The following is a 16,294-nucleotide window of genomic DNA, read 5'->3' on the forward strand; positions in this document are numbered from 1 at the left end:
CCCGCGCGCGCGGACCTTCAGAACGGCTCGATGAAGCGCTTGCGTTCCGAGCGCGGCGCCGCGGGCGGCAAGGTATCGAGCGTACGCAGCAGCAGCTCGCGCGTGTCCGCGGGATCGATCACGTCGTCGTAGCCGAAGTGGCTCGCGGCCGCCACGGCGGTGTGCTCGTCCTTCAGCGCCTGCGTGAGCCGCGCATGCAGCGCAGCGCGCTCGGCGGGATCCTCGATCGCATCGAGTTCCTTCCCGTGGATGATGTTGACCGCGCCTTCGAGGCCCATGCCGCCGTATTCCGCGGTCGGCCATGCGAGCAGGACCGCGGGATCGAGCGGCTGCGAACCCATGATGTAGTAGCCGAGCCCGTAGGCCTTGCGCAGCACCACCGTCATCAGCGGCACCGTGGCGTTGGCGATCGCGGCCAGCAGCCGCGCGCTGTGGCGGACCAGGCCGGTGCGTTCGGCATCCGGCCCCACCATGAGGCCGGGCGTGTCGCACAGCAGCAGCAGCGGAATGTCGAAGGCGTCGCAGATCTGCACGAAGCGCGCCGCCTTCACCGAACCGTCGCTGTCGATCGCGCCGGCCAGTTGCGTCGGCTGGTTCGCGACCACGCCCACCGCACGGCCGTTCAGGCGGATGAAGGCGGTCACCACGCAGGCGCCGAAGAGAGGCTTGATCTCCAGCACGCTGTCGATGTCGGCCAGCGTGTCGATCACGCTTCGCACGTCGTAGGACCGCTTGGGGTTCTCGGGCACCAGCTCCCGCATCGGCAACTGATCGGCGGCGGCGCCGGGCGCCTGCGCGGGGCCGAAGTAGCCGAGATAGCGCCGCGCGACCTCGGCCGCCTGTGCCTCGTCGTCGACGACGAGATCGACCACGCCCGATGCCTGGTGCACCTCCATCGAACCGATTTCCTCCGGCGTGTAGCGGATGCCCAGTGCGGCTTCGACCAGCGGAGGGCCGGCCATGCCCAGCGCCGCGCCGCGCAGCCCGATCAGCAGATCGCACATGCCGGCCAGATTGGCCTGGCCCGCGAACGATCGGCCGGGCACCACGCCGACGGTCGGCACCCAGCCCGACAGCCTCGCGAAGACGACGAAGGTCGGTGTCTTGCCGCGCGCCGGGATCAGCATGTCGTGCGGTCGCGCGCCGCCGCCGTCGAGCCACATCAACACCGGCAGCCGGAACTTCAGCGCATGCTCGAACATGCGCGTCATCTTCTGATGATTGATGGCGCTCTGCGTGCCGGCATGCACGGTGAAGTCGTAGAGCAGCAGGTCGACCGGCCGCCCTCCTATCTGCGCGGTGCCCATGACCAGCCCGTCGGCCGCGCCCTCCATTGCGGCGACGGCGGGCCGTGCGAGGCCGCCGTATTCGACGAAGGTGTCGGGATCGGCCAGCAGGTCGACCACCTCGCGCACGGTGCGGCGCCCGCGCTTGCGCTGGCGCGCGACCGCGTCGGGCCGCGCCGCGTCGAGCCGCGCGGCCTGCGCGTCGATCACGGCCTGAAGGTCGGGCCGCGCGCAGGGCGTGCCGGCGCTTGATTTGTTCATCGGATGAATTCTCGCTGGCGCACGATCTAGGGTTGAACCCAATGCGGGTGGGCAAAGTGTCCGCCAAGATTGCCAGACAATCAAGTGATGCCATCGATAGTTTCCACGCCATGGTCCGACCCCCGCGTGCCGCCAGCCGACCGCTGCGTGCTGCGGTCGGTGCTCGAACGCTGGGCGGCGGATCGTCCCGACCAAGTGTTCGCACGGTTCGAGGATGGCGGCGAGTGGACCTATGCGCAGACGCTCAAGGTCGCGCGCGAGGCCGCGGCCGGCCTGGCCTCGATCGGCGTCGAGGCCGGCGACAACGTGATGTCGTGGCTGCCGAACGGGCGCGATGCGCTGCGCGTCTGGTTCGGCATTAACCATCTGGGCGCGGTGTACGTGCCGATCAACACCTCCTACCGCGGCCGGCTGCTCGAGCACGTCATCGGCAACGCGCAGGCCCGGGTCATCGTGCTGCATGCGGAGCTCGCGCCGCGCCTCGACGGCATCGATCTCGGCACGTTGACCGACGCCGTGGTGGTCGCAGGCAGCGGGGTCGGCCTGGGCCCGCTGAAGGTTCACGAGGCCGGCCTGCTCGCGCGCGACGGCAGCCAGCCGCCGCCGGCCGAGACTATCGAACCCTGGCACGACCAGTCGATCATCTACACCTCGGGCACCACCGGTCCGTCGAAAGGCGTGCGTTCCAGCTACCTGCACCTCTACTCGGCGTCTTGGGATCCGGTTCCGTATCTGGACGACACCGATCGCTACCTTATCGCCCTGCCGCTCTTCCATGTCGGCGGCACCGTGCCGGTGTATTCGATGCTGCTGCGTGGCGGATCGATCGCGGTGACCAGTGGCTTCAAGGTCGGCGGCTTCTGGGAGATGGTGGCCGCCACCGGCAGCACGTTCACAGTCCTGCTCGCCAGCATGGTCACGCTCCTGACCAAGGCGCCGCCGTCGCCGAAGGACCGTGAACACGGCATGCGCCATGCGCTGATGATCCCGCTGTCGGTGGACACGGAGCAGTTCAAGGCACGCTTCGGCTGCACGATCTACACCGCCTACAACATGACCGAGATCTCGTCGCCGCTCATGTCCGGTGCGCAGCCGAAGGTGCTCGGCAGTTGCGGCCGGCCGCGCGACGGCGTCGAGGTGCGCATCGTCGACGGCAACGACTGCGAAGTCGCGCGCGGCGAGGTCGGCGAGTTGATCGTCCGCACCGACCGGCCGTGGGCGCTCAACCATGGCTACTACCGCAACGCCGAAGCCACCGTCGAGGCCTGGCGCAACGGCTGGTTCCACACGGGGGACGCCTTTCGCATCGATGCCGAGGGCAACTACCACTTTGTCGACCGCATGAAGGACGCGATCCGCCGCCGCGGCGAGAACATCTCGTCCTTCGAAGTCGAGGCCGAGGTATCGACCTTTCCCGGCGTGCAGGAGGCCGCTGCGGTGGCGGTGCCCAGCGAGCATGGCGAAGACGAAGTGCTGGTGGCGGTGGTCGCGCAGTCGGGCGCTGCCATCGACTGGGCGCTGCTCGTGGCGCACCTCGTGCCGCGCATGCCGCACTACATGGTGCCGCGCTACTTCCGCGCGATCGAAGCCCTGCCGAAGACGCCGACGCAGAAGGTGCAAAAGCACGTGCTGCGCGGCGACGGCGTGACGGCCGATACCTGGGACCGCGAGGCCGCCGGCATCCGGCTGCGGAGGCAGAAGCTGTCCTGATCAGGCCGCGAGGCCGCAGCGCGGCCGGGCCGCATCGCCGCTGCCGTACAGCGCGAGCCGGCGGCAGCCGGCGAAGATCGACTTCGGCGTGAGGCCGAACACCTGCCGCACCGAATGGCTGAAGTGCGTCGAATCGGGGTAGCCCACATCGAGCGCGACGTTCGCGAGGCTGTCGTTCTGCTTCACGTGGTAGAGCACGCTGCGGGCGCGCTGCCAGGAACGGAAGTTGCGAAAGGACGAACCCACCTCGTCCTTGAAAAGATGCAGGAAGCGCGACACCGACAGGTGTGCGGCGAGCGCGCATTCCTCGGCCGAGGTGTGCCTGTTCGGGTCGCGCTTGATACCGTCGAGCGCGGTGCGGATGCGGCGATCGATCGCGCGCGGCGCCAGCGCAGCGCCGAAGAACGCGCGGTCGAAATCGGCCGTGCTCCCGCAGACCCCGCCGCCGTCGAACTGGACGCGCTCCAGCGCGGCGCGCAGCCGGCTTTCATCCGCCTCAGAGCGCACCGCACCGTTCGCGCCGCGAAAGCATGGCGGCAGCGAATCGCGCGCGATCGTCTCTGCTTCGATGAGGATGCTGAGGATCATTCTTTCGCCGGCAACGATCCGATGCGGCACGCCCGGCGGCACGACCGACAGCGTCGCCTGTTGCCAGGCGGTCCCGCGCCCGGGTTCGAGAGAAACACGATGCGGACGCGAGGCCGACAGCGAGAGATAGATCGACCACGCACCCAGGTTGCGCACCGAAGGCTCGCCGAGCAGCCCGACATAGAGCACACGGTCGGCATCGAGCCACATCATGGCTTGCCAGCGCCGTGCGACGGCCGCTGCAGGCGGAGTCTTGAACTGTTCCATGTTCCGTCCGGGTCTCTCTTCGGGATCGCCGCCTCAACGGTACTTTGCGAGTTCCATTTTGCCAATCTGCGCCTGGTGCACCTCGTCCGGGCCATCGGCCAGCCGCAACAGCCGCGCGGTCGCGTAAGCGGATGCGATGCCGACGTCGTTGTTGGTGCCGCCGCCGCCGAAGGCCTGGATGGTCCAGTCGATCACCTGGCAGGCCATCTGCGGCGCGGCCACCTTGATCATCGCGATCTCGGCCTTGGCCACCTTGTTGCCGACCGTGTCCATGCGGTGTGCCGCGTTCAGCGTGAGCAGGCGCGCCTGCTCGATCAGGATGCGCGACTGCGCGATGCGCTCGACCGTCACGCCCTGCTGGGCGATCGGCTTGCCGAAGGCCACCCGCGACAGGCTGCGCCTGCACATCAGCTCCAGCATGCGTTCCGCCAGCCCGACCAGCCGCATGCAGTGATGGATGCGGCCCGGCCCGAGCCGGCCCTGCGCGATCTCGAAACCCCTGCCCTCGCCCAGCAGCATGTTTGACGCGGCCACCCGCACGTCCTTGAAAGTGACCTCGGACGCACGGTCGGGCACGCCGTAGAAGCCGAACACCGCGATCGGCCGCACCACCGTCACGCCCGGCGTGTCGAGCGGCACGAGGATCATCGACTGCTGCTTGTGCCGATCGGCGTTGCCGGGGTCGGACTTGCCCATGAAGATCGCGATCTTGCAGCGCGGATCGGTCGCGTTGGTGGTGTACCACTTGTGGCCGTTGATGACGTATTCGTCGCCGTCGCGCACGATGCTCGACGCGATGTTGGTCGCATCGCTCGACGCGACCGCCGGCTCGGTCATGGCGAAGCAGGACCGGATCTCGCCGGCCAGGAGCGGCTTGAGCCAGCGCTCCTGATGCTCGGGCGATCCGTAGCGCGCCAGCACCTCCATGTTGCCGGTGTCGGGCGCCGAGCAGTTGAACACCTCGGGCGCCAGGTGCGAACGGCCCATGATCTCGCACAGCGGCGCGTACTCGAAGTTGCTCAGGCCCGCGCCATGCTCCGACGCGGGCAGGAAGAGATTCCACAGCCCGGCCGCGCGCGCCTTCGGCTTGAGCTCGTCGAGGACCGGCGCCACCTTCCACGGCCCGAGCGCCTCGGTCTCCTTGTAGTAGCGCTTCTCGTTGGGATAGATGTGCTCTTCCATGAAAGCCGCGAGCCGCTTCTGGAGATCCTGGACCTTGGGGGAGAAATCGAACACGTGATGCCTCTTGCTTGCTGATGTGCGCGCTAGCGCTGGGATGCGGGAAAGTGCGCCTCGACCTGCTTCCAGGCCGCCTCGGCGATCGGCCTTGCGCGCGCGCCGGTCTCGCGCGCCTGGCTGCTGGATGCCGTGCCGTCGGCCGCCCGCTTCAGGATGCCGTGCAGGATCGCGGCCAGCCTGAACATGCTGTAGGCCAGATAGAACTCCCAGTGCGCGGGATCGATGGGCGCGCGGCCGGTGCGGCGGCAATAGGTCTGCAGGTAGACCTGCTCGTCGGGGATGCCGAGCGCCGCGTAGTCGGTGCCGGCCATGCCGCGGAACTGCGACGCGGTGAGCCGCCACGGCAGCGCGTGGTAGGCGAAGTCGGCCAGCGGATGGCCCAGGGTCGACAGCTCCCAATCGAGCACCGCCAGCACGCGCGGTTCGGTCGGATGGAAGATCATGTTGTCGATCCGCAGGTCGCCGTGGAAGATGCAGGTGCTGTCGTCGAACGGCACGTGCCGGGGCAGCCATTCGATGAGCCGCTCCATCGCCGGGATTGCGGGCGCCCCGGGCGACACTGCCTCGTGGTATTGCCGGGTCCAGCGTCCGATCTGGCGATCGAAGAAGTTGCCAGGGCGGCCGTAGTCCGCCAGGCCGACGGCCCGATGGTCGACGCGATGCAGCTCGGCGACCACGCGGTTCATGTCGTCGTAGATGGCAGCGCGCTCGGGGTTCGAGAGCCCCGGCAGGGTCGGGTCCCAGAAGATGCGGCCGTCGACGAAGGCCATGACGTAGAACGGCGTGCCGATGACCTCCGCGTTGCCGCAGAACCCCAGCGCCGGCGCGACCGGGACCTGCGTATCGCGCAAGGCGCTGATCGCGCGGAATTCGCGGTCGACCGCATGGGCCGAGGGCAGCAACACGCCATCCGGCTTCTTGCGCAGCACGTAGCGCGTGCCCTTCGCGCCGGTGAGCAGAAAGGTGGGGTTGGATTGGCCGCCCTCGAAAGGCTCGCGCTCCAGCGGCCCTTCGAAGCCCTCCACGTTCGCGTGCATCCAGGCTTCCAGGCGTTCGTTCGTGTCGTTCATCGGTGGCTCGTTCAGATCGGGGAAATGCCGTGCGGCTTGTCGGGGCAGGCCCGGTGCCGCTTGCGCGGCAGGCATCGTTCGAGGGCGGCGTGCACGACCCAGCGCGTGTCCCTCGGGTCGATCACGTCGTCGATGCCGAAATGCTCGGCCGCGTGCAGCGCGCCCAGCTGTTCCTTGAAGCGCCCGATCAGCTCGGCGCGCTTGGCCGCCGGGTCGGCGGCCGTCTTCACCTGCTTCTGGTAGGCCACGTCCACCGCGCCTTCCACCGACATGGCGCAGATCTCCGCCGTCGGCCAGGCGACGCACAGGTCGGCATCGAAACTGCGCCCGCCGCACATCGCGATGTAGCCCAGGCCGTAGCCCTTGCGCAGCACCACCGATACGCGCGGCACCGTCGCCTGCCCCAGTTCGAACAGCAGGCGCGCGCTGCGCCGGGCCAGCGCGGTGTCCTCCGCCTGGCTGCCCACCAGAAAGCCCGGCACGTCCACCAGGTAGACCAGCGGCAGGCCGAATCCGTCGCACAACGAGACGAAATGTGCCCCCTTCTCGCAGGCCTTCGCATCGAGCGTGCCGCCCAGGTGCAGCGGCTGGTTGGCCACGATGCCGACCGCCCTGCCCTGGATGCGCGCGAAGCCCGTGACGAGGTTGGGCGCAAAGCCCGGCTTGATCTGGAAGAGCGAGGCTTCGTCGACGATGCCACGCACCACGTCGCACACGTCGTAGGCCTTGCGCGGGTTGTCGGGCATCCGATCGAGCAGGGCCGCTTCGAAGCCCGCCTCCGTGTCGCGCGCTTCGACCGAAGGCGCGGGCAGGCGCGAATTCGACGGCAGGTAGGCGAGGTAGTCGCGCACGCAGGCGAGCGCCTCGGCGTCGTCACCGGCCGCGATGTCGGCCAGGCCGTTCGCATCCGTCTGCACGTGCGCGCCGCCCAGGCTGTTCTTGTGGGTGACCTCGCCGGTCGCCGCTGCCACCAGCGCAGGCCCGGCGATGCCCATGGTCGAGGTGCCGCGCACCATCACCACGAAGTCGCACAGGGCCGCGAAATTCGACGGACCCGCGAAGCCCGGGCCCATGATCACCGCCACCGTCGGCACCCAGCCCGACAGCGCGACCGCGGTCTGGAAGTAGCGCGAGCCCTGCGCGAAGTGCCGGCTGTCCAGTCCTTCCTGGATGCGGTGGCCGCCGCCGTCCAGCAGCAGCACCATCGGGCAGCCGTGCTCCAGCGCATGCGTGGCCATGCGCTCGACCTTGGTCTCGCCGATGCGCCCGTTCGAGCCGCCGAGCACCGTGAAGTCGAAGGCGCAGACGCACACGGGCCGGCCGTCGACGTAGCCATAGCCGGTCAGCACACCGTCCATCGGCGCTTGCAGATGCCCGGTGTCGAAGGTGTCGCGCTTGGGCTCGACCAGGCCGCCGACCTCATGAAAGCTCCCGTGGTCGAGCAGCAGCGCAATGCGCTCGCGCGCCGACAGCTTGCCGAGTTCGTGCTGCCGCGCAATGGCCGTCGCGCGCGCGCCGTCGCCCAGGCCGTCGCGCTTGTGCGTGAACTGCTCGAAGGCCCACCGGGTCGCGCCCGTGGATTCGTCGCTCATCGCCTGCTCTTCGGCGCCGCGGGATCGCTGGCACGGTCGTAGGTAGCGGCAGTGAGGCCCCATTCGCGCAGCTGCTGCTTGCGGATCTTGGCCGTGGGCGTCTTGGGCAGCTCCGCCATGAACTCCACATAGCGCGGCACCATGAAGTAAGGCAGCCGGTCGTCGAGAAACGCGAGCAGCGCACCCGCCTCCACCTGCGCGTCTTTTCGCAGCACGACGCAGGCCTTGATGTCGTCCTCGGTCGCATCGCTCGGGACCGCGATCACGGCACATTCGAGCACAGCCGGATGCTCGCTGATCTCCTTCTCGACCTCGAAACTCGACACGTTCTCGCCACGCCTGCGCATCGCGTCCTTGATGCGATCGATGAATACGTACTGCCCGTCGAGATCGCGGCGGAAGGCATCGCCGGTGTGCAGCCACTGGTTGCGCCACGCGGCGGCGGTGGCGACGGGCATGTCGTGATAGCCGTCCATCACCATCCAGGGTTCGTGCGTGCGCAGGACCAGTTCGCCGCTCGTGCCATCGGGCACGGGGCGGTCGTGTTCATCGACCAGCGCGACCTCGAAATCGGGCCGCGGCCAGCCGACCTTGCCGGGCTCCGCCATGCCGATGGGCGCGCGCAGCACCGTCGAGCCTTCGGTCAGTCCGTAGCCCGTGCACACGGCCTCGATGCCGAAGCGCTTGATGAACTCTTCCAGCTGCGCCATGACCGGCACCATCACGACGCCGCGCAGCGGATGGTCGGCATCGTCGGCGCGCGGCGGCTGGCGGTACAGGAAGTTGGCCATCGCGCCCAGCAGCATGGTGCAGGTGCATCCGTACTTGCGCACATCGTCCCAGAATGTGGTGGCCGAGAAGCGCGGGAGCAGCACCGCACTGCCGCCGCCGATCAGGCTGCCGTAGATGGCCGCCCACTGCCCGCCGATGTGGAAGAGCGGCAGCGTGCACAGCTGCACGTCGTCCGCGCCCACCAGGCCCAGCACCGTCGGCGACGCGTAGCCGTAGGCATGGGCGTGCGTCACGCGCACGCCTTTGGACGGCCCGGTTGTGCCGGAGGTGTACAGGATGCCCAGGAGGTCCCACGGATCCACATGCACGGGCACCTCGCGCGGCCCGCGCAGGGCCTCCCACGGCAGGACCCTGAAGCGCGGCGGCAGCGTGGCCGCATGCGCCGACGCGTCGCCGCGCACCACCACGTGCTCGATCTTCTCCAGCCGGTCGGCCACGTCGGCGAGAAGGGACAGGTAGTGCGCCTCGATGACGATCAGCTTCGCGCCCGAGTTGTTGATCACATGGGCCAGGATGGAACCCTTGTACGCCGTGTTCACCGGGACTTCGACCCGGCCGCTGAGCGACAGCGCGTACCAGGCGATCACGTAGTCGAGGTGGTTGTCGAGCATCAGCAGCGCGAACCCCTGCCGCGCCAGGCCCAGCCGGCTGAAGCCCGAGGAGAACGCGAGCGATTCCTCGTGGAGCTGCGCATAGCTCATGCCTCGCTCGGTGTCGCGCACCGCCAGCTTGTCGGGAGAGGCACGCAAGCGGGCTTCGAACGCCGCGCCGAGCGTGCGCGCCTCGAGCGGTGGCATCGAGTGCGGCGAGGATCCGTCGTGAAGCGTTGAAGTCATGCCTTGTCTCTTCTGCGTTGCGGCGTCGCACCCGCTGCGTTGCGCATGATTGTCAGCCGATATTGCCAGACAATCAACACCGCGAAACGGCGCTCTGCCAGAATCTTCGGATGACGTCCCCTCGCACGCCCCCCCCATCTCCAGTGCAAAGAAGTACCCCTTCGGCGCACCCGCCCAGCACGCCCGATCGTGTCGCCGACGCCATCGGCCGGGCGATCCTCACGCGGCGCTTCACGGTCGGACAGCGGCTGATCGAGGCCGACCTCACGCGCGACCTGGGCGTGAGCCGCAGCACGGTAAGGGAAGCCTTCCGCATCCTCGCGTCGAGCGGGGTGGTCGAGCTGACACCGCACCGCGGCGCGGTGATCCGGTCGTTGACGCGATCGGACGCAGAGGGCCTGCTGGGGGTGCTGGAGGTGCTCACGGGTCTGTCGGCGCGCCTGGCCGCGGCCAACATCGGCATCGGCACCAACGCGAAGCGCTTCGAGGCGGCGGCACGCAAGCTCATCGAGGCAGAGACGCCCGCGCAGTTGGAACGCATCCTGGACGAGAGGGCCAATTACTACCGCGTGATGTTCGACATCGCGGACAACGCCGAGCTGTCGCGGGTCATGCCGCACACGCGCGCGCATCTGTTCCGCGCCCAGTTTCACGGCGTGATGACCACGGCGGACCTGCGAGCCATGGTGGCGGAGTACCGCGGCATCACCGCCGCCATCCTCGAAGGCGACCCGGCGAAGGCCGAAGCGCGGGCGCGCCGGCACATCCGGAAGACCGGGGAACGGACGCTGCCGCGCATGTCTGCCTTCACGCTGAGTTAACGGCCTGTTTCGCCGAGATCGGAGACGCGCCGATCGCGCGCGGCACGCGAGGCGAGCAGCGGCGAGACCGCCCAATAGCCGAACGCGTTCCCGCGCGTGGCAGCGTAGTGCGCCATGCGTTCGACGATCTTCGGCAGACCGATCGCATCGGCCATGAACATCGGGCCGCCCTGGTGGTCGGGAAAACCGTAGCCGGCGGTCCACACGATGTCGATGTCGCCGGGCCGGTAGGCCATGCCCTCCTCGAGGATCCTGAAGCCCTCGTTGATGAGCGGGTAGAGCAGGCGCTCGACGATTTCCTGACGCGCGATCTCGCCGCGCTGCGCGATCCCATGGGCATCGGCCATCGCGCGCGCGATCTTCGCGGTTTCCGGATCGTCGACGGGCCTGCGGCCCTCGTACCGGTAGTAGCCGCTGCCGGTCTTCTGCCCGAAGCGGCCCAGTTCGAACAACCGGCGCACGACCGCGCGGTAGCTGTCGTCCGGCGGCAGTCCACCCGCCTTGCCGTATTCGATGACCGTCTTGGCACCCACGTCGATGCCGGCCATGTCGAGCATGCGGCAGGGGCCCATCGCCATCCCCAGCGCCTCGACGGCGCCGTCGATCTGCGACGGGCTCGCGCCCTCCATCATCAAGAACTCGGCCTCGCGCATGTAGACCTCGGCCATGCGATTGCCGATGAAGCCATAGCACACGCCGGAGACGACCGCGACCTTGCCGATGCGGCGCGCGAGCTGCATCACGGTGGCGAGCACATCGGGCGCGGTGTGCGCGCCGCGCACGACTTCGAGCAGCCGCATCACGTTGGCGGGGCTGAAGAAATGCATGCCGACCACGTCCTGGTCCCGACCGGTCGCGGCCGCCAGTGCGTTCACGTCGAGCGTGGAGGTGTTGGTGGCGATGATGGCGCCGCGCTTGCAGACCGCGCCGAGCCGCATGCAAACTTCCTTCTTCAGGTCCATGTTCTCGAACACGGCCTCGATCACCAGATCGCAATCGGACAGCCGCGCGTAGTCGAGCGAGCCCGAGAGCAGCGCCATGCGTTCGCGCACCTGTTCGGCAGTGAGTCGTCCCTTGGCCGCAGTGGCTTCGTAGTTGGCTTGCACGATGCCGAGTCCGCGATCGAGCGCAGCCTGCGTGCTCTCGACCAGCACTGTCGGGATGCCCGCGTTGGCGAAGTTCATCGCGATGCCGCCGCCCATCGTGCCGGCCCCGACGATGCCGACCTTGCGGATGGCACGCAACTGCACGCCCTTCGAAAGGCCGGGAATCCGGGCCGCCTCGCGTTCGGCGAAGAACAGGTGGCGCAGCGCCTTCGATTGCGGCGAGCGGATCAGCGCTTCGAAAAGCCGGGCCTCGATCGCTTCGCCCTCGGCGAAGGGCAAGGCCGAGGCCTGCACCGCTTCAACGATGGCCCGCGCCGATGGATAAGAAGGCTTCTTGCGCACCGCGTCGGCCAGCGCCTTCGCGAAGAAGTCGGCCGGCAGCGCATCGCGTGCGACCTGTGTTTCACTGATGCGGCGCGGCCCAGCATTCCTCGCGACGATCTCTTTCGCATAGTCGAGCCCGAGTTGGAGCGGCGACTGCGCATCGCGCACCTCGTCGACGATGCCGGCCGCCTGCGCGGCGTCGGCGCCGATCATGCGGCCCGACGAGATCAGGTCGAGCGCCAGTTCGATGCCCGCGAGCCTCGGCAGGCGCTGGGTGCCGAGCGAGCCCGGCAGCAGGCCGAGCTTGACTTCCGGCATGCCGAGCCGCGTGCCCGGCGACGCCGTGCGCCAATGACAGGCAAGCGCCAGCTCGAGGCCGCCACCGAGCACGGTTCCATGCAGCGCGCCGACCACCGGCCGGTCGAGGCCCTCGAGGCGCGCGAGCACCCGGTTGAAGGGCAAGGCCGAGAAGCCCGGCTGGTCGAAGCTGCCGATGTCGCCGCCCGCGACGAAGGTACGGCCCTCGCAATGCACGAGCAGGGCGCCGAGTGTCCGGTCGGATTCGAAAGCGTCGAGCGCCGTCGATAGGCCAGCCACCACGGCGGGCGAAATCGCATTGACGGGCGGGTTGTCGATGGTCATCACGGCGATGTGGCCGCGGCGGGAAAGCGTGACGGGTGCGGGGGTCGATGGCATGCCCGAGATCGTGAGTCCGACCGGCCGCGGCGACCTCGTCGCTTCGGACGATTCCCGCATCGGCCCGCGCCGCCTAACATGTGTCCGAACCCAAACCCGCGTTGACGAGCACGATCAGAGGATGAACTCCACCACAGACGCCCTCTATCTGACCACTCTCGACGATCGCTACGACGTCGAAGAGGGCCGCATCTTCCTGAACGGGATGCAGGCCTTGCTGCGGGTGATGCTGGACCAGCGGCGCACCGACCTGCGCAATGGCCTGCAGACGGCCGGCTTCGTCAGCGGCTATCCGGGATCTCCCGTGGGCGGGGTGGACGACGTGATGGTCGACAACCGTGATCGCCTGGCCAGCAACCACATCGTCTTCCAGCCCGGACTCAACGAGGAACTCGCCGCGACAGCGGTCTTCGGCACGCAAACGCTGCATGCGCTGCCGGGCGCCAGGTACGACGGCGTCTTCGGCATGTGGTACGGGAAATCGCCCGGCGTCGATCGGGCCGCCGACGCACTGCACCACGCGAATTTCAGAGGCGTCGGCCGCAACGGCGGCGTGCTCGTGGTCGCGGGCGACGACCCCCATGCGCGCTCGACCATCTACCCGAGCGATTCCAACTGGCTCATGGCCGGCAGCTACATGCCGATCCTCGCGCCGGCGAACATCCAGGAAGTGCTCGATTTCGGCCTGCACGGTTTCGCGATGTCGCGCGCCTCCGGCCTCTGGGTCGGGTTCAAGCTGGTCACCGACGTCGCCGACAGCTGCGCGAGCGCGCTCGTGGGCCATGAGCGCGTGCGGCCCGTCCTGCCCGAGGTCATGCTCGACGGCGCGCCGGTCCGCCCCAAGATCCGCATCAACGAGGCCGGTCCCCCGCTGCTGGAAGCGGAGCGCCAGATCTACTACGGCCAGCTCGAAGTCGTGCGCGAATACGCGCGGCTCAACGGGCTCAACCGCATCGCCTGCGATCCGCCCGAGGCGCGCATCGGCATCCTGACCTGCGGCAAGACCTACGTCGACGTGCGACAGGCCCTCACGAACCTCGGCCTGAGCGAGCAGGACCTGCATGCCAAGGGCATCCGGATCATGACGATGGGGCTGCTCTATCCCGTCGAGCCGACCCTGCTGAAAGCGTTCGCGCGGGGCCTCGACGAGATCGTCGTGGTCGAGGACAAGCGCCCGATGCTGGAGCTGTTCCTGAAGGACCTGCTCTACGCGCTGCCCGACCGTCCGGTGGTGGTCGGCAAGCAGGACGAAGCGGGCGGCGACCTGCTTCCGGCCCACGGCGAGCTGTCGGCCGACCGGATCGCGACGGCATTGGCGAAACGCTTCGCGCGCCGCGGCCTGATCGCCGCAGCGCCGGCTTCGACGCCCGATGGCGGCGCCGTGAAGGCCCTGGTCCCGATGCAGCCGCTGGCCGTATTGCCTGTGCTGCCTTCGCGCACGCCCTACTTCTGCTCGGGCTGCCCGCACAACCGCAGCCTGCGGGTGCCGGAAGGTTCCGTGGTCGGCGCCGGCATCGGCTGCCATGTCATGGCGCTCTGGATGGGCCCGGTGTACGGCGAGGTCACGGGCTACACGCAAATGGGCGGCGAAGGCGCGCAATGGGTGGGCCTCGCGCCCTTCACCGAGCAGCGCCATTTCTTCCAGAACCTGGGCGACGGCACCTTCCACCATTCGGGCAGCCTGGCGATCCGTTTCGCGGTCTCCGCCGGCACCAACCTCACCTACAAGATCCTCTACAACCGCGCCGTCGCGATGACCGGCGGGCAGGACGTCACCGGCGCGCTGGGCGTGCCGGCGATGGTCGACCTGCTGAAGGCCGAGGGCGTCAAGAAGATCATCGTCACCACCGACGACCCCGGCAAATACCCCGGGCGCAAGGCGGGCAGCGCGGAAGTCTGGCATCGGGACCGCCTGGTCGAGGCGGAAGCCGAGCTTGCCGCGATCCCGGGCGTGACGGTGCTGATCAACGACCAGCAATGCGCCGCCGAGAAGCGGCGCCTGCGCAAGCGCGGCAAGCTGGCCTACCAGCCCAAGGTCGCCGTCATCAACGAGCGCGTCTGCGAAGGCTGCGGCGACTGCGGCCGCAAATCGAACTGCCTCAGCGTGCAGCCGCTCGCCACCGAGTTCGGCCGCAAGACGAAGATCCACCAGTCCTCCTGCAATCAGGATTTCTCCTGCCTCGAAGGCGACTGCCCGTCCTTCGTGACGATCGAAAGCACCGACGGCACGCTGCCGAAGCCGGCGAAGAAGAAGGCCGTGCCCTTTCCGCAGGATGTGCAGCTGCCCGAGCCGGAAAGCGTGGCGCGCCAGGGGCACTTCGCTGCCGGCCTGATCGGCATCGGCGGGACCGGCGTGGTCACGGTCAACCAGATCCTCGGCATGGCCGCCTTCCTGGACGGCAGCGACGTGCAGTGCTACGACCACACCGGTTCGAGCCAGAAGGCGGGCCCGGTGGTGTCGCACCTGAAGATCTTCGAGCGCGGCGAGGTGGTGTCGCCGACGGTTTCCGCAGGGGCAGCCGACCTCTACCTGGCCTTCGACGCGCTTGGCGCAGTGACCGCGACCAACCTCGCGATGACCTCGCCCGAGCGCACCATCGCCGTCGTCTCCACCAGCAAGGTGCCGACCGGCGAGATGGTGTCGAACGTGCAGCGCAGCTATCCCGCGCAATCGGACATCACGCAGCGGATCGCGCAGAGAACGCGCAGCGACCGCGGCCTGTTCTTCGACGCCCAGGGCCTGGCCGAGTCGCTCCTGGGCGACCACATGGCGAACAACCTGCTGATGGTCGGCGCCGCATTCCAGCTCGGCGCGCTGCCGATCCGGGCGGCCTCGATCGAGGCGGCCATCCGGCTCAACGGCACGGCGGTCGAATCCAACCTGAACGCCTTCCGCTGGGGCCGGCTGCAGGTCGCCGAGCCGGAACGCGTGCAGCAGGCCATCGTGCGCGTGGATGCCGAACCCGCGCGGACCTTCGCCGACCCCGTGGTGCGCCGCGTGGCCGCCACCGGCGCAACCGGCGAGCTGGCCGAGACCCTGAAGCGCCGGGTCGCCGAGCTCATCGAGTTCCAGGACGAAGCCTATGCGCAGCGCTATCTCGACGAGCTCGCGCGCATCCTGTCCGCGCGCCGCGACCCGCGCCTCGCGATGGCGGTGGCCCGCAACCTCTACAAGCTCATGGCCTACAAGGACGAGTACGAGGTCGCGCGGCTGCACCTGCTGGCCGAATCGCGCGCCGCTCTCAGCCGCGAGTACGGCGACGGTGCGCGGATGTACTGGCATTTCCATCCGACCTTCCTGCGCGCGCTCGGCGTCCGCAAGAAGCTGCGCCTCGGCGCTTGGTTCCGTCCGGTGCTGGCGATGCTGCGCGCGATGAAGAAGCTGCGCGGCACGCGGCTGGACCTGCTGGGTACGGCGCGCCTGCGCAGGATCGAGCGGGCGCTGCCCGCCTACTACATCGCCCAGCTCGAAGCGGCATGCGCCCTGCCCGATGCCGACCTCGACCTGCTGGTCGAACTGGCGGAGGCACCCGACCTGATCCGGGGTTACGAGGACGTCAAGCGCGAGAGCCTCGTGACGCGCTATCTGCCGCGTGTTGCCCAGCTCCAGCGCCAGCTGGGCATCCAGGTCGCGCCCGGTGCCGAGATTTCGAAACTCGCCGTGGATGCCACGGCCGCCGAGCCATCATTGAAGGCCGCCTGAATC

General features: G+C 68.7%; 10 protein-coding genes. 3 read left to right on the forward strand and 7 right to left on the reverse strand.

What is annotated here, in order from left to right; translation table 11 throughout:
* Nucleotides 1-17: 17 nt before the first annotated feature.
* The gene (locus tag WDLP6_RS26320) at nucleotides 18-1,547 is read right to left on the reverse strand and encodes an acyl-CoA carboxylase subunit beta (RefSeq protein ID WP_162594741.1); all 1,530 of its coding nucleotides are present in this window, start codon (nucleotides 1,545-1,547) and stop codon (nucleotides 18-20) included.
* 87 nt (nucleotides 1,548-1,634) lie between these two features.
* Here WDLP6_RS26320 and WDLP6_RS26325 point away from each other — a divergent pair, with 87 nt between their 5' ends.
* Nucleotides 1,635-3,257, forward strand: a complete 1,623-nt coding sequence (locus WDLP6_RS26325) for an AMP-binding protein (protein ID WP_174259905.1) — start codon at nucleotides 1,635-1,637, stop codon at nucleotides 3,255-3,257.
* Here the strand turns inward: WDLP6_RS26325 and WDLP6_RS26330 are convergent, their stop codons facing one another.
* Genes WDLP6_RS26330 through WDLP6_RS26350 form a run of 5 tightly spaced genes read right to left on the reverse strand, consistent with a single transcriptional unit; the run spans nucleotide 3,258 to nucleotide 9,641 of the window.
* Complete coding sequence (locus WDLP6_RS26330; RefSeq protein ID WP_162594742.1) at nucleotides 3,258-4,112, reverse strand: helix-turn-helix domain-containing protein; 855 nt, start codon at nucleotides 4,110-4,112, stop codon at nucleotides 3,258-3,260.
* A 33-nt stretch (nucleotides 4,113-4,145) separates the two neighbouring features.
* Entirely contained in the window at nucleotides 4,146-5,348 is a 1,203-nt protein-coding gene (locus tag WDLP6_RS26335) for an acyl-CoA dehydrogenase family protein (RefSeq protein ID WP_162594743.1), read from the reverse strand.
* 29 nt (nucleotides 5,349-5,377) lie between these two features.
* Nucleotides 5,378-6,421: a phosphotransferase gene (locus tag WDLP6_RS26340; RefSeq protein WP_174259906.1), complete on the reverse strand. Its 1,044-nt coding sequence runs from the start codon at nucleotides 6,419-6,421 to the stop codon at nucleotides 5,378-5,380.
* Between the two features lie 11 nt (nucleotides 6,422-6,432).
* Nucleotides 6,433-8,013, reverse strand: a complete 1,581-nt coding sequence (locus WDLP6_RS26345) for an acyl-CoA carboxylase subunit beta (protein WP_162594745.1) — start codon at nucleotides 8,011-8,013, stop codon at nucleotides 6,433-6,435.
* Nucleotides 8,010-9,641, reverse strand: coding sequence for an AMP-binding protein (locus WDLP6_RS26350; RefSeq protein ID WP_162594746.1), 1,632 nt, complete (start codon nucleotides 9,639-9,641; stop codon nucleotides 8,010-8,012). The genes WDLP6_RS26345 and WDLP6_RS26350 overlap by 4 nt, the downstream gene beginning before the upstream one ends.
* A 143-nt stretch (nucleotides 9,642-9,784) precedes the next feature.
* Between WDLP6_RS26350 and WDLP6_RS26355 the strand changes: the two genes are divergently transcribed.
* A complete protein-coding gene (locus WDLP6_RS26355; protein WP_162594747.1) occupies nucleotides 9,785-10,462 on the forward strand; it encodes a GntR family transcriptional regulator in 678 nt (225 codons plus the stop codon).
* Here the strand turns inward: WDLP6_RS26355 and WDLP6_RS26360 are convergent.
* Nucleotides 10,459-12,588 (reverse strand): 3-hydroxyacyl-CoA dehydrogenase NAD-binding domain-containing protein, encoded by a 2,130-nt coding sequence (locus WDLP6_RS26360; protein ID WP_162594748.1) that lies wholly within the window; start codon nucleotides 12,586-12,588, stop codon nucleotides 10,459-10,461. The two genes, WDLP6_RS26355 and WDLP6_RS26360, sit on opposite strands and share 4 nt — an antisense overlap.
* 121 nt (nucleotides 12,589-12,709) lie before the next feature.
* On the opposite strand from WDLP6_RS26360, the gene WDLP6_RS26365 reads away from it, so the two are divergent.
* Nucleotides 12,710-16,291, forward strand: a complete 3,582-nt coding sequence (locus WDLP6_RS26365) for an indolepyruvate ferredoxin oxidoreductase family protein (RefSeq protein WP_162594749.1) — start codon at nucleotides 12,710-12,712, stop codon at nucleotides 16,289-16,291.
* Nucleotides 16,292-16,294: the final 3 nt, after the last annotated feature.

This window comes from Variovorax sp. PBL-E5 (genome assembly GCF_901827185.1).
Lineage (GTDB): Bacteria > Pseudomonadota > Gammaproteobacteria > Burkholderiales > Burkholderiaceae_C > Variovorax.

Bases quoted from the DNA above. Each gene is read 5' to 3' on its own strand.
- WDLP6_RS26325 (WP_174259905.1), top strand. From the start codon at position 1,635: ATGCCATCGATAGTTTCCACGCCATGGTCCGACCCCCGCGTGCCGCCA.
- WDLP6_RS26365 (WP_162594749.1), top strand. From the start codon at position 12,710: ATGAACTCCACCACAGACGCCCTCTATCTGACCACTCTCGACGATCGC.
- WDLP6_RS26340 (WP_174259906.1), bottom strand. From the start codon at position 6,421: ATGAACGACACGAACGAACGCCTGGAAGCCTGGATGCACGCGAACGTG.
- WDLP6_RS26360 (WP_162594748.1), bottom strand. From the start codon at position 12,588: ATGCCATCGACCCCCGCACCCGTCACGCTTTCCCGCCGCGGCCACATC.
- WDLP6_RS26345 (WP_162594745.1), bottom strand. From the start codon at position 8,013: ATGAGCGACGAATCCACGGGCGCGACCCGGTGGGCCTTCGAGCAGTTC.
- WDLP6_RS26330 (WP_162594742.1), bottom strand. From the start codon at position 4,112: ATGGAACAGTTCAAGACTCCGCCTGCAGCGGCCGTCGCACGGCGCTGG.
- WDLP6_RS26350 (WP_162594746.1), bottom strand. From the start codon at position 9,641: ATGACTTCAACGCTTCACGACGGATCCTCGCCGCACTCGATGCCACCG.
- WDLP6_RS26320 (WP_162594741.1), bottom strand. From the start codon at position 1,547: ATGAACAAATCAAGCGCCGGCACGCCCTGCGCGCGGCCCGACCTTCAG.